Annotated in this window: 8 protein-coding genes; 4 read left to right on the top strand and 4 right to left on the bottom strand. The window is 45.1% G+C overall.

Features of this window, described 5'->3' with window-relative positions; genetic code table 11:
* The first annotated feature begins 15 nt into the window (after nucleotides 1–15).
* From MHH46_RS09755 to MHH46_RS09740, 4 genes are all read left to right on the top strand, one after another.
* Complete coding sequence (locus tag MHH46_RS09755) at nucleotides 16–1470, top strand: GDSL-type esterase/lipase family protein (RefSeq protein ID WP_076191232.1); 1455 nt, start codon at nucleotides 16–18, stop codon at nucleotides 1468–1470.
* Between the two features lie 13 nt (nucleotides 1471–1483).
* Entirely contained in the window at nucleotides 1484–2584 is a 1101-nt protein-coding gene (locus MHH46_RS09750) for a mandelate racemase/muconate lactonizing enzyme family protein (protein ID WP_076124972.1), read from the top strand.
* A gap of 17 nt (nucleotides 2585–2601) precedes the next feature.
* A complete protein-coding gene (locus MHH46_RS09745) occupies nucleotides 2602–3444 on the top strand; it encodes a sugar phosphate isomerase/epimerase (RefSeq protein WP_076191229.1) in 843 nt (280 codons plus the stop codon).
* 152 nt (nucleotides 3445–3596) lie between these two features.
* Nucleotides 3597–4757 (top strand): glycosyltransferase family 1 protein, encoded by a 1161-nt coding sequence (locus MHH46_RS09740; protein WP_076191227.1) that lies wholly within the window; start codon nucleotides 3597–3599, stop codon nucleotides 4755–4757.
* On the opposite strand, the gene MHH46_RS09735 is transcribed toward MHH46_RS09740, so the two are convergent.
* From MHH46_RS09735 to MHH46_RS09720, 4 genes are all read right to left on the bottom strand, one after another.
* On the bottom strand, nucleotides 4729–5193 hold the full coding sequence (locus MHH46_RS09735) for a DUF2269 family protein (RefSeq protein ID WP_232061246.1): 465 nt from the start codon (nucleotides 5191–5193) through the stop codon (nucleotides 4729–4731). The genes MHH46_RS09740 and MHH46_RS09735 overlap by 29 nt on opposite strands.
* Nucleotides 5194–5342: 149 nt before the next feature.
* The gene (locus tag MHH46_RS09730) at nucleotides 5343–11531 is read right to left on the bottom strand and encodes a fibronectin type III domain-containing protein (RefSeq protein ID WP_305954151.1); all 6189 of its coding nucleotides are present in this window, start codon (nucleotides 11529–11531) and stop codon (nucleotides 5343–5345) included.
* Between the two features lie 360 nt (nucleotides 11532–11891).
* The gene (locus MHH46_RS09725; RefSeq protein ID WP_179086275.1) at nucleotides 11892–12440 is read right to left on the bottom strand and encodes a GNAT family N-acetyltransferase; all 549 of its coding nucleotides are present in this window, start codon (nucleotides 12438–12440) and stop codon (nucleotides 11892–11894) included.
* A gap of 148 nt (nucleotides 12441–12588) precedes the next feature.
* Nucleotides 12589–14424 (bottom strand): UbiD family decarboxylase, encoded by a 1836-nt coding sequence (locus MHH46_RS09720; RefSeq protein WP_076191224.1) that lies wholly within the window; start codon nucleotides 14422–14424, stop codon nucleotides 12589–12591.
* Nucleotides 14425–14527 lie beyond the last annotated feature (103 nt).

Here is a 14527-nt window from a genome sequence, read left to right as displayed (position 1 = left end):
AGGAATTTGAACGCAATGTTGAACTTTCGTCTAAATACTAACCGTGTAGAACAAGATGCGATTTCTCAGGAAACCTCACTACTCACCCTCTATCCGCTCGAGACGGATCACCCCCGTCCTTTTATATTGGTATTGCCTGGTGGAGGTTATCAGCACTTAGCCAAACATGAAGGAGAACCTGTAGCTCAATGGCTAAACAGTCTAGGTATTCATGCAGGTGTACTAGATTATCAGGTCGGAGATTTCAACGTCTCTTCTTTGTTAAATGATGTTGAGGAAGCTCTCAAATGGATTAGGGAAGCACCCAAAGCTTGGAATGTGATCTCAGACAAAGTAGGGATGATTGGATTCTCGGCAGGAGGACACTTAGCTTCTATCTTTTCTACCACTAGAGCAGAGAAACCAAACCTTCTTCTATTAGGTTACCCTGTAATCACTTTCCAAGAGCCCCATTCGCACAAGGGAAGCCGGCTACATTTTCTTGGAGACGACCCATCACAAGCGGAGCTTGACTCCTTTTCCTCAGAAGCCCAGGTGGATTCACTCACACCTCCAACCTTTATCTGGACAACAGCGAACGATGCCAGCGTTCCCGTGGAGAATAGTCTGTTGTTCGCCTCTGCCCTGTCTAATCAGGGAATTCCTTTTGAATTACATATCTTTGAAGAAGGGCGGCATGGTTTAGGGCTTGCAAAAGAACACCCTCATTGCCAGCAATGGCTTTCCCTTGCTGAGAATTGGTTAAGAGAACGCCAATACGTTAAAGGAGAAGAAGACCTTATGAGACAACAACTATTTATTGCAGGCGATTCCACTGCGGCCATTAAAGGCGCTGGAGAAAAACCTATGACCGGCTGGGGAGAATACCTGCAAAGTTATTTTCGGACTTCTATTCAAATCCAGAATCGTGCAATTAATGGTCGAAGCACCAAATCGTTCATAACAGACGGCCGCCTCGATGCTATCAGAAAAGACTTCCAACCCGGCGACTACCTGTTTATTCAATTTGGACATAACGATGAGAAAAAAGAGGATCCATTACGTTACACCGATCCTGAAACCGAATATCGCCATAATCTCATTCAATATATAGATGCTGCTAGGCAGCTAGGGGGGACTCCGGTTCTGTTAACCTCTGTAAGTCGCCGCCGCTTTAACGCCGATGGAGAGCTGGACCCGTTTGCTGTAGGTGCTTATCCCGAGGTAATGAGACAAGTGGCTGAAGAAACGCACACTCCGCTACTTGATATTTTCCCAGCCTCGCAAGCGCTCTATCGTTCATTAGGCGAAGAGGAATCCAAGAAGTTATTCATGCATTTGCCAGCGAAAACACATCCCAATTACCCAAATGGGGTTACGGATGATACTCATTTCTCAGATGAAGGTGCCCGGGAAATTGCTAAACTTGTGGTTCAAGCTCTTAAACAAAATACAGCCTCATCTCTATCAAACTTACAACAACTTTTATAAGGAGTGATCAAAGATGTCTCTAATTAAAGAAGTTATTACGGAATACTATCGTATCCCTTTGCCAGAAATCATGGAGGATGCTAAACATGGCTTGCATACTCATTTTGAAGTTCCCATTGTCAAAATTAGAACGGATGACGGTCGTGAAGGTGTAGGTTATACCTATACTGGCGGATTTGGCGGCAAAGCGATCTGCTCACTAATTGCTAATGAATTAACACATATCTTAGTTGGCAAAGACGCCAGCTGTGTGGAAAGTATCTGGGAGCAGATGAACTGGGGAATACATTATGTTGCTCGCGGGGGCTTGGCTAGCTTCGCCATTGCGGCATGTGACATTGCGTTATGGGATTTACGTGCAAAGAAAGCAGATGAACCTCTCTACAAACTTCTGGGTGGCGCAAGCAATGAGGTCAAATGTTATGGTGGAGCGATTGATTTAAACTTCCCATTAGAAAAGCTCCTGCGCAACAATCAAAAATACTTAGATATGGGCCTCCAGGCTGTCAAAATTAAACTAGGCCAAAAAACATTAGCTGAAGATGTGGAACGAGTGGCTGCGGTACGCCAATTGGTCGGCCCGGATGTAGCCTTTATGGTCGATGCCAATATGAGCTGGAGTGTGGAAAAAGCGATAAAAGCCGCACGTGAATTTTTGAAATACGACATTCTCTTTTTAGAAGAACCAACGATTCCGGAAGATTATGCCGGCTATGCACGGATTGCTGAAGAAACAGGAATGGCCGTTGCAGGCGGAGAGAACTTGCGCACATTAACCGAATTCCATCACATGCTGCAATATGGTCATGTTGATTTTCCTCAACCTGATGCTTCCAATATAGGCGGAATTACGGGCTGGTTAAAGGTAGCTCACTTAACACAAGCCTATAACCTTTCCGTTTCCACACATGGAATGCAGGAATTGCACGTTAGTTTGTTAGCAGCTATGCCAAATGCAGGTTATCTCGAAATGCATAGCTTCCCTATCGATCAATACACTACACGTCCGCTAGTGATTAATAAAGACAATGGGATGGCAGTTGCGCCAGAAGTAACGGGCACTGGTGTTACCTTTGACTGGGACAAATTAGCACCTCACAAACAACAATACTAATAGGAGCGATCGGTCATATGAGCATTCCCCTTCAACTAGGTGTTCGAGCACATGATTTCACACAAGTTCCATTGCAAGAGTTAATTGAGAAGATTAAGTCCTATCATTTCACTCATATCCAGTTCGCACTTAAGAAATCTTTTCCTGATAGTGCCCCTAGCCTGACGGCTATAAGCCCTGGAACAGCCAGCTATTATGGCAATGCCTTTAGACAGGCAGGTATTCAGATTGCGGTTCTGGGCTGCTATGTAAATATTGTAGACACCGATCCTCACAAACGGGCGCAAGCGTTAGCCGCGTTTAATACCCATCTGCGCTTGGCCAGAGATTTCGGCGCTAGTCTGGTAGGTACGGAAACCGGAAGCGTGGGACTTGGGTATACCATAGATAATTTTACAGAAGAAGCCTTCCAAGAGGTGGTGGCATCAGTTAAGGCCATGGTGGCGGGGGCCGAACGTTTTGGTGTGACGATAGGAATCGAAGCAGGACTTCATCATCCGCTGTACACCGCGCCCTTAACCCGCCGACTTCTGGATGAAGTCCCTTCTAACAATCTTCAGGTCATATTGGATTGCGCAAATCTAATGTCGCCTACAAATTACTTGCATCAAGAAGCTATTATTACGGAGGCTTTGAAGCTTCTAGGAAATCGAATTGCTGTCATTCATTTAAAAGACTTTATCGTCCAAGAAGGAGCCATAAAAATAGTCCCTGTAGGTCAAGGGTGGCTAGAGTTTGAGCCGATCCTTCGTTATATGAAATATGAACGTCCTCATATTCAAGGAATCCTGGAAAGCACTCCTGAGTCACATTTAGGAGAAAGCATTACCTTTTTGCAACAGATATACGAATCCTTGTAGGGCTTCATCCCATTAAAACTAATAAATCCACTGCACACCTCTTTATCTTACCTGGCGCAGTGGATTTTTATATTCTGTTTAACATCCGTTTGACCTCCATCAAATAATCGCCTGTTATGATCAGGGCATCAAGAGTACCTGGGAGGGGTTCCATGCGTCTTGCTTTATTCACGGACACATTTCTTCCGCAAACCAACGGAGTTTCACGTACGCTTCAACGATTAACCACCCATTTGAAAGAGCGCGGTATTGAACATCTGCTTTTCTCACCAAAATCTGCTCCTGAAGACAGTTATGCCGATCCCATACGTCCCATTACCAGCATCCCCTTTTTCTTATACCCTGAATGTAGACTCGCACTGCCCAATATGTCCTCTATCCAATCAGAGCTGAAAGCTTTTCGTCCCGATCTGCTTCATATGGCAACTCCGTTCAATATCGGTCTCTGCGGCCTTCGTTATGCGCGCAAACATGATCTGCCCCATGTCGCCTCCTATCATACCCATTTTGACCGCTATCTTGAATATTACCGGATGAAAAAAATCGCTCCGCTCTATTGGAAATACATGAAATGGTTTCACCGCTCCTGTGATGCCACCTTTGCACCATCCTATGAAACCCTCGATTCCCTCCAAACTCAAGGCTTTCCTCGCCTGAAGCTATGGTCCAGAGGCATCGACTGCCAGCAGTATACCCCCAAAAAACGCAACCATGCGGTCCGTGAGCGCTACGGAATTACCGCACCGTTACTGCTTCTATATGTGGGAAGGATCGCCCCTGAAAAAGATATACAGACGCTTGCTCTCGCCATGCAGCAATTGCCCGAATCTATGCAATCTCAGGTTCATTGGCTGGTCGTTGGAGACGGTCCCCTTCTGCCGGAAATGCGGGCACAGGCGCCGCATAATGTCACGTTTACAGGCTATAAACATGGTGACGAGCTTGCCCAATTATATGCCTCAGCAGATCTATTCGTCTTCCCTTCCAGTACGGAAACCTTCGGTAATGTTGTCCTTGAGGCTATGGCCTCGGGACTGCCTGTCCTCGCAGTAAATGAAGGTGGGGTGAAGGATCTGGTCAAACCCGGCCGCACAGGAATGATTGTCGAGCCCCGCTGCCCGGATGCTTTTATTCGTGAGATTTGTGCTTGTGTAGAGCACCCTCAAAAGCTAGCTGCTATGGGGCATGAAGGCCGACAGCTGGCACTCGGCCGCTCTTGGGAGAATATTTTTGATGGACTCATCCGCGATTATGAAGAGATCATTGAGAATAGGCGTTATGATCTTATACCGGCTTTACTACCATTAATATAATAATGACGATAGTAAGTACATGAACCGCCGCTTCTAGCGGAGCGATCTTGTTCATAGCGGTAGTATAACCATCAGGAATTTCTTCCCCTTCGCTGGTCATTACGAGCTGGGTTAGCTTTTTCAATCGGGGCTCAACCATTCCAATAATAATCACTTCGATCACGATAAAAAATAATAACGACAGATTTAACCACAACACCGACAAGCCCATTTTATCTATGATCATTAACAAAATACCTGTAACGATCAGGGTGATCCCACCTGTCTTAGGGAATCTGTTTATTTTCTTCATAAGACCAAATACAAAACGAAGCTGACTACCTGTCTTGGCTGAGCTTGTCAGTATTGGCAGCACAAAAGCTGGTCCAATTCCCACTATGGATGCTATAACATGTATAACTACCACAAGCTTTGAGATCATATGCGTCAAATCCATATTTACAATCCCCCCTATCATTCGTTGTTTAGATTCATATGAGGCTGTTAGGAGAATTAGTCTTGCAGAATCCTTTAAATCTTAGATAATCTAAAAAAAGCGCCTAGCCGGATATTACCGACTTAGGCGCTTTTTTAACAAATATTCAGTTATTTTACCGTAACTTTCATGATCGCACTCTCATTTACCCCTTGATCATTCAACAGCTCAGCCCGGTATTCATAGACGCCTGGAGAACGGTTAGTGATAGAAGTAGAAGCCGTTTGTGCGTTTGGGGTGCCCGCTGTTAAAGTCTGAGTATCGATCAGTATTCCGTTCTCATACAAGCGATACTCTTTGCCGTTCATCCCCCACCATAAATTCATAGTCACTTTATACTCTCCATCACCATCCCAGTTGTCATTGGACAACACCGGCTTAGCTGGTGCAGCATCCTTCACGATAACCACATGAGCAGCAGACACCGTTGTGCCAAAAGAATTGGTCAGCTCAGCCGTATAGGTGTAGGTTCCGTTTTCTTTTCCGGTAATATTAGTCACTGCAGTCTGTGCAGCTGGGGAATCATCACGTAAGGTTTGCGTGTCGATTAAGGCACCGTTCTCATATAGCTTGTAGACCGTACCATTATTGCCCCACCACATATTCATTGTGATTTGGTAATCCCCGTCCAAAAGTCCTGTATCCTGCCCATTATTATTGGATAGAACCCATTGCCCCGGAACACCTGTAGCCTTCTGAGGTCCACTTACGAACACAATCACTTGTTCTGTCGTCGAAAGTCCAGCGTTATTAATGGCTGTTGCGATGAACGTATGCGCTCCCGCAAGCCCTGTGAGTGGAATCTCATCTCCATAAACGACAGGTTTACCATCAAAGGTAATATCCAGACTGCGAATGCCAGACTCTGGATCTTCCGCTACGACCTGCACCTTCAATACATCCGTTTCACTCATTTGAGCAGAAGGTAAACCAGAAATCGTAGGTGGTGTAGTATCTTCAGTTTCTCCCGGTGAGCCTACATATTGAATTTTTGGAGCCGCTGGTTGTTCCATCCCTTCACCAAGAAAGAATCCAGGGTGCGGAGGTTGATTATAGCCTACATTTTGCCAAGCTACTGCCAGGCGGTAGATCGGATCATGCATCAATGTGCGAATACGATAATCTGTCATATCCGTTGTTGTGTAGATCCGTAGTTCAGAACTGTCCGTTGCCCGCCAGATCACTTCTTCACGCCAATCCCCGAACAGATCTGCCTGCAAGCTTGGATTCGCCTTGGTGCCATTATTTGAAGAAGCACCTACAGCCGTCAATAAGTTAACCGTTGTCTGGTTGGTATAGTCCCACTTATCCACTCGATTCGCATCCAGTAATTCACGTAAAAGATCACCATCCCACCAAATACCAAAATTCGTGGAGGAAGGCAGTTTTTTAGTAATTAGTTCCCCTTGCGCACTGTATAGGCCCGTAACAGGTATATGCTCCTCGTTGGTGATCGTTGCAGCCCATACCTCTTCGCCAGCATATCGCGGATCAATATCTGCTGACATTCCCCGTCCAGTATCAATCCCCGTGAATACACCCCATAATATTTCTCCTGTAGCTGCATCACGCATTTCAATCCCATACTTCGAATCGGTATGCTCATGAACATCAAAGACTTCCAGCCCGGGTCTGGTAGGATCAAGGTCCCCGAAATGAATTGCATCACCATGGCCAAGCTTTGTATTATACAGCGGCAATCCGTCATCGTCGATTGCCATCGCGCCGAAGGTTATTTCGTCCTTGCCGTCGCCGTCCACATCGCCTACAGAAAGATTGTGGTTTCCTTGACCAACATAGTCTCCATATCCTTCATCATTAGAATCGAAACGCCATACTTTCTCGAGCTTGCCCTCGCGATAATTGTAAGCTGCAAGTACGGTTCTAGTATAATAACCGCGGCTAAAAATAACGCTTGGCTGCTCGCCGTCTAAATAAGCTACAGCTGCCAAAAAGCGGTCTACACGGTTACCATAGGTATCCCCCCAAGCGCCAACATCTCCACGTGGCGGATCATAATCAACGGTATCCAATGCCCGGCCTGTTGCCCCTTCGAACACCGTTAAATATTCATTGCCCAGCAGCACATAACCCGAACTGTTACGATAGTCTGCACTGGCATTGCCGATGACTTTTCCTTGACCGTCCACTGTGCCATCTGCCGTCTTGATCATAATTTCGGCACGTCCATCACTATCCAGATCATATACCAGGAATGGAGAATAGTGTGCGCCGGCACGAATATTAGGCCCTAAATTAATCCGCCATAAGCGAGTTCCATCTAATTTATAAGCGTCCATATAGACAAGTCCAGTATACCCAGCTTGAGAGTTATCCTTGCTGTTCGAAGGTGACCACAACATGATGATTTCATATACACCATCACCGTCCAAATCACCTACACTTGCATCTCCCGCACTATACGTATACGGTTGACCATCCTTGGTGTAATCATCTGCTGGCTTTTGCAAAGGGATCGATAGATATTGCTTCTGCCATACGCTGAATGGTTCCGAAGCAGATTTCTCGACTCCATTGATTACTGATGTGATTCTATATTTGGCATCCTCCGTGCCTTTAGTATCGAGATAGTTCGTGTTTTGAGTAATCAACGAATCATTAAGTTTCTTATCGCCACGATACAGATTGAATCCTATCGTTTCCGGATCCAGACCTAACATCCGCCAGCTGATATAAACACCCTCATCTGTCTTAACCGCTACAGGCGCACGATCCAGCGCCTCCATCTTCCGGTATAAAGTTGTCACCGCTGAGGTTTCCAACGTAGCGGATAGATCAGAGATGCCGCCTGCATTTACCGAGGCTACTTTGTAATAGTAAGGAATGGTAGTCAGAACGGTCGTGTCTGTGTACGAAGCTTCGAATGATTTGCCGATCAGGATGAACTCACTGTCTGCGGATTTCGCACGATAAATGTTGAACATCCGTGCATCCGGTACCTCATTCCAAGTAAAGGTCACATCATTTTTGTTCGTAGATTGTACAGCTAGACCACTAGGTACGGCTGCTTTTGCTACGGAGGGGTCAATCATAGACACTTTTAGCGCATTGGAGCCTACAGATTCCAGTCCCGTGCTGTCGACCGAAGTTACCGTATAGATATATTCCATACCAATATCCGCAGTGGTATCTGTGTAGAGCGGCTCTGTTGTCTCGCCCAGCAGCTCTGCACTATTCGCAACCGTAGCCTGACGATATACACGGTATTTCAGCGCACCCTCCATACTATCCCAAGAAAGATTAGCAGTGATAGGCTCACTGTTTAAATCCAGGCTACCCAGTTTCAGATTCGTTGGGGCTAATAATAACGGTGTGATCTCCAGCCCATTGAGATGAGCGGTTGTGCCACTAAAGACAAGATTCATCTGCCCGTCTTTGACAGCAATCTGGTTATACAGCTTCTCAGCAATATTTTCCTTACCTGAGGAGACTGTTCCGTAATCTTTGCCTTCAATGGCTACATTCGTCTTGGCAGATCCAATCCAATCTCCTGTATAGGTCTTAACAGAGTAATAACCATTGGGTAAATCAACTTTGAATTCATACGATCCTCCAAAATAAATCACAAAATCTCTGCGCAGATCGTCCGTCGCATTTCCCCGATCCCGATCAATCATCCCTGCACTCGAGGTCAAACCATATCCACGTTCTGGGGTATACAGGACATTCACATTCACTTCCGTATAACCCGCAGCAACGGGTGAACCAACAGGTCCAAAATCATAACGATACTGAGCGGATTTCGTAGTCAGCTTCACTTCATCTGAAGGCTCAGACTCTCCTAGCCCGTTCACTGCAGTCACTCTTACCGAGTAGCTTTGACCTTCAACCAACCCGCTTAATGTCAATGAAGGGACAGTTGAAGTTCCCGCTAATGTATAAGCAGATTCGGCTTCTGCCGCTAGCTTACGATAGATTTTATAGATATCTGTACCTTCTACTTTATTCCATTTCAGTACTGCACCTGCATTACTGATACTCCCAGCTACAAGACCTTCAGGCTTCACAGGCACCGTTTCCGGCTGTTTGATGTCCTGCACAAAGCTGGAGAGTGGAATATTTAATTCCCCTATTCCTTTGGCCAGCAGACGGGCCATTTGAATGGCTCCGTACTCTTGAAAGTGAGTATCGTCTGTCGAGCCATTTGGGAAAGCACCATATATCCCTGCATCGAGGTGAAGGAATACAGAGCGTGTAGCTGCAAAACCGATAGAATTGTAAAAAGCTACACTGAGTGCGCTAAGATCGACCAAATCAACATCAAGTTCACTTGCTACCTCTTTCATAGCCTGCACATATTCTGGAAAGCTCACATTGAATTTTTCGCTCGCAGCATTATAATCTCTGCGCCCCATGGGGGTCACCAGAATCGGAGTTGCTCCTCTTTGCCTAGCTCCATTGACATATGTTTTTAAATAAACTTTGTAATCGGCTGGAGAAGCATATCGGTCTGGAACGCTAATCGTTGCGTCATTATGACCAAACTGGATCAGGAAATAATCACCCGGTTGGATCTTACGCAGCACTTCATCCAGCCTTCCCTCGACAATAAATGACTTAGAGCTGCGTCCTCCGATAGCGTGATTCTTAAACGTTACTTCCTCGCTAAAGAAATCAGGAATCATTTGTCCCCAGCCTGCCTGTGGTATCCAATAAGGATCATAAGTCTGCACGGTTGAATCACCCGCAATATAAACTGTTGGCAATTCATTAGCAGGACGGTCTGGCTGCTTAGTAATCACCAGTGCATTGATATTTGGCTTAGTGCCAGAGAACACCAAGTTCATTTGTCCATCCACCAAAGCGATGTCAAAGCTCATTTCCAAATACTGGCCTGCTGTTTTGCTCGTCTGTTGAACTTTTTGAATGGATTCGACTTTGATGCCAATCTCTGTATCTCCGGCGCTGTCACCAGCGATAAGTGACACTGTATAATCGCCATTCGGTAAATCTACATTAAAAGTTGCATCCTTAGGGACCACAAAATCTGATCGCAAAGGATCTGAGGTTCCTCGGTCTACCCCAGTTACTTTCGATATATCTGTAAATCCATATTTAACCTCAGAGGAATAAGATACCCCTGCATCTACCTTAAGATAACCTTCAGCCACAGCACCCGGGCCAAAATCAAAGGAATAAACATCCCCTTCTGGCAAAGTTCCAGGAGGCGAATACACAGCGCTTTCCACCATGTTAGATAGCTCTGATTCGCCTTGGTCATTGGCTGCCTTCACCCCATAATATTGCCGTTTTGAGGTGTCCGCTGAGGCATCCGTAAATGTCGTCTTCTCTGACTGACCAATCTCATGGAATGTTCCATCTGCTGAATCAGACCTTAAGATCGTATAGCGGCTAGCTCCAGCCACACTGTTCCAATTCAGTTGAACAGAACTTACACCAACACTGACAATTGAAAGACCGGTTGGTGCTGTGGGAACCTCTACCCCCGGAATTTTGTCTACGGTCACAGATGCGCTCAAAGCAGACTCCTCACCCTTTCCATTTACTGCTGACACATTGTAAATGTAACCACTGCCTTCATTTACATCTGAATCCACGTAGCTGTTAGCAGCAGCTTGACCTATGGCTTGAAGGCTTCCACTAGGAAGAACCGTTCGATAAATATTGTAATAGACTGCTTCGGTCACGCTGCTCCACCCTAGAGATACCTCAGTGGGAGTGATATTATGAACCACTAATCCCTCAGGGGCTTTCAATGGACCTGGTACAATCTGCTGAATAATTAGTCCATTTAAATATCCGCCAACCCCTGTACCCGTAATGCCGACGGTCAGTTGACCATCTTGAACAGTCGTCCGATAGGTAGCTTGATTTACAGCTTGCTTGCTGCTTATCGACCCAGCCGTGCTACCTTCCAAAGTAATCGTAGTTTTGGTTGTACTTGTACCCGCTAGTAAATCTCCTGAGTATACAGTCACATCGTAATCCCCATTAGGAAGATCCACTAAAAAAGAATAGGACAGTCCCAATACAAAATCGTTGGTCATATCGTCTCCACCCGAGCGATTCCTCGAAGCAACCGCCTGATCTAAACCATACCCTAGCTCATTCGTATATAATTCAGATTCATGCACGCCTGTATAACCACTCATAACAGGACTTGTTGCTGTTCCAAAATCATATTGCAAGGTTATTGGGCCTGAAGCTGCACTGGCCTGTTGCCCCCCAAATGTTGTAGATGGAAGTATTGATGAACAAATGAAGATCCACGACAATAACACCATAAATATTTTATTTCCAAGTTTATTCCTCTTCATCTTCCGTGCTTCACCCGCTTTCTTATGATTGAAAGAACTTAGTACGCATCTAGCCCCGTTGTAGTAAACGCTTACAATAAGCTTCGTTGTCATTCGTTCTTCAAATATAAGTTCACTTCGTGCGCGTATCCCCTCCTCTTTGCTCAGGAAGCTGGATGGTAGCTGATTCCAGTTTCACTCATATCCAACACGATACTACCACCTAAGTGTCACTCTGAACATTTAAAAAACAGATTTTATCATACACTAAACCGTTCAATTTCTTCGCCTATAGTTATAAAAACCTACGATTTGGGAAGAAGTTAGGACAGAAGAATCAGTGAGGGGACACCCGCTTTTGAGATTACGACAACAGTTTTGCTATTCCTTCATCCTTAACCATTCGCTTCTGAGCAATCCATAGGAATAAGTATCATGCCAGATTGGCTCTCCATTACTATCGTATTTAAAATAACCCGTCTGCAAAAAATGTCCTTCTCGACGAAGCTTCAATCGTTCGAGCAGTTTCCATGAGTGTGTATTTTCGGGATCACAGTTCGCAATCACACGTCTCATTTTCAGATTATCAAAGCCATAGTTTAACAATTGATTACAAGCCTCTGTAGCATAACCTTTTCCCTGAAAATCAGGGTTAAAAACATATCCAAATTCCCAAACGCCAAAAACCTTTGGTTCGCTCGCTTGAAAATATAAGTTGCCGATCATTTTTGTCGTAGATTTAAGACAGACTGCCCAAAAAGCCCGGTCCGATGACCGTCTGAGCGCCTCAGTGCGAGATTCATCTGCATTAAACACGGAATAGGGCTCATATTTCACAACACTTTCTTGCGACAAATATTCATGAAGGTCTTTCCAATCCTCTGCTGAGAACCTTCTAATCCATAAACGTTCGGTTTCCATAATTTCCATCAGAACAACACTTCCCCAATATTAATAGTAAATATATACCATACACCCCATAATACCCCTATTCCTTTTTTATTTCATATGAGCAAAATCATTTCACAAACAGCAAATAGGCCTCCTTGGATTCCCAAGAAGGCCTATGAATGTTTCTCTATATCTTAACTCTGCTTAAACTGCCACCTGACGCAAATAATCGTTCGATATGCTTCTGAACGGTTGGGTCCGGGATCAGTGGCGGGGCTTGATGGGGTTTTACCCGAGCATCAATAATCACGTTATCACAGGACCAATGTTTATACTCAGTAGAACTGTTCACTCCATAGATATCATGAGATGGATTACTGCGGGTGAACGTCGCCCATAGGAAGTTATCGATCTTTTCACTCAAAAACTCGCTATCATCACACAAAATAATCATTGGGCAAGAAGGAAGTGACCCTTGCTCCTGAATAGCTTCACTAAGCTTGTTCATTTCCAGTGCTGCTTCAGCGTAGCTTGTGAATTTAGCACCTTGAAGGGCAACAAGACCAGGCATCACCATTCGTGCATGTTCAAATCCCTGTAATTCTTTCAGCAGGCCTGGCACCTCTGTACATAGCTCTCTTTTCTTATCCCCTACTGCTGCAAAGATCACTTTACTTCCGCTGTTTAATCCTGTGCCGGAATAATCAAGCGTATCAATCGTGGTATTGGTATAGAAATGAATATCTCTATGAAGATTAATCCGCTCTAAGATATACGTCAAGAAATCCTCGATATTATGTGTGCTGATAGGCTGATTCTCTTCTGCTGTAATAAACAAAAACTTAGCTAAACTAAGCTGACCCGTCCCTAAAATCCGGTTAGCAATGGTCAGAATTTCCGCTGGCTGCTTTACTTGCTGATAAGGCGTATAACGTTCACTGCCAATGGCGAACAACAGGGGATGAACACCCGCAGCATCGACTGCATGAACTTCTTTGACGCCCGGAATTTCTTGGCGGATAGCCCCACCTGTCAGCTCGTGAATTAACTCCCCAAACGCGGTATCCTCCTGTGGTGGCCGGCCGACAACCGTAAATGGAAAGATTGCATTTTTTCTGGCGTACACTTTATGTACTCTCATTACTGGGAAAGGGTGCACCAAGCTATAATAGCCTAAATGATCGCCAAAAGGCCCCTCCGGCTTCGTCTCACCAGGGTGAATTTCACCTGTTATCACAAAGTCCGCATCATTGCTGATACAATAACCATCCACATAGCTATAGCTGAAATGACGTCCTGAAAGTAATCCTGCAACGATCATCTCACTCATTCCCTCAGGCAAAGGCATAACCGCCGATAAGGAGTGAGCAGGTGGTCCACCGATAAAACAACTCACTTTAAGCGGTTGTCCTTGGCGGTTCGCTTTTTCCTGATGTACGCCAATGCCGCGATGAATTTGATAATGAATGCCCACTTCTTTATTTAATTCATACTCATTTCCAGTCAGCTGCACACGGTACATTCCCAGATTGGAGTTCATAATGCCCGGCTTGTCCGGATCTTCTGAATACACCTGCGGCAAGGTTACAAAAGCACCACCATCTCCCGGCCAATGTGTGATTAGCGGAAGATCAGAGATACTAATTTCCTGAAAACCGCTTGGCAGACCCCCTGGCTTTTTAATAGGCAATGCTTTTCTCGCGGATAATCCGGTACCAACATATTTAAATGGATTTTTGAGTGCTTTTACGGGATCGTTGCGAAGGGCAATTACGTTATGTGTGGAGTCCCAAGTACGCCGAAAGATAAACTTACTGCGCTCTAACGTTCCAAAAAGGTTAGATACGGCCCGAAACTTCGAGCCTTTTACATTTTCAAATAATAATGCAGGTCCGCCAGCCTCATAAACCTTTAGGTGAATCGCCGCCATCTCTAGATAAGGGTCCACTTCTTCATGAATACGAACTAAATGTCCGTGTTTCTCTAAATCATTAACACACTCTTCTAAATTGCTATATTTCATTTCATTACTCCGATCTCTAGAAGGTTATTACAAGATTACTTGGATGCTTTAATTATACCCTGTAAGATATTAAAATAAAGCGCACGTGTACCCTATGTACTAG

This window comes from Paenibacillus sp. FSL H8-0175, assembly GCF_045040615.1.
GTDB lineage: Bacteria > Bacillota > Bacilli > Paenibacillales > Paenibacillaceae > Paenibacillus_AQ > Paenibacillus_AQ odorifer.
The sequence above is the reverse complement of the archived record's forward strand: the minus strand, read 5'-3'. Positions and strand labels throughout refer to the sequence as shown.

Coding starts and splice junctions, on each gene's coding strand:
- MHH46_RS09730 (WP_305954151.1), bottom strand. CDS start 11,531: ATGAAGAGGAATAAACTTGGAAATAAAATATTTATGGTGTTATTGTCG.
- MHH46_RS09725 (WP_179086275.1), bottom strand. CDS start 12,440: ATGGAAATTATGGAAACCGAACGTTTATGGATTAGAAGGTTCTCAGCA.
- MHH46_RS09750 (WP_076124972.1), top strand. CDS start 1,484: ATGTCTCTAATTAAAGAAGTTATTACGGAATACTATCGTATCCCTTTG.
- MHH46_RS09745 (WP_076191229.1), top strand. CDS start 2,602: ATGAGCATTCCCCTTCAACTAGGTGTTCGAGCACATGATTTCACACAA.
- MHH46_RS09740 (WP_076191227.1), top strand. CDS start 3,597: ATGCGTCTTGCTTTATTCACGGACACATTTCTTCCGCAAACCAACGGA.
- MHH46_RS09720 (WP_076191224.1), bottom strand. CDS start 14,424: ATGAAATATAGCAATTTAGAAGAGTGTGTTAATGATTTAGAGAAACAC.
- MHH46_RS09735 (WP_232061246.1), bottom strand. CDS start 5,193: ATGGATTTGACGCATATGATCTCAAAGCTTGTGGTAGTTATACATGTT.
- MHH46_RS09755 (WP_076191232.1), top strand. CDS start 16: ATGTTGAACTTTCGTCTAAATACTAACCGTGTAGAACAAGATGCGATT.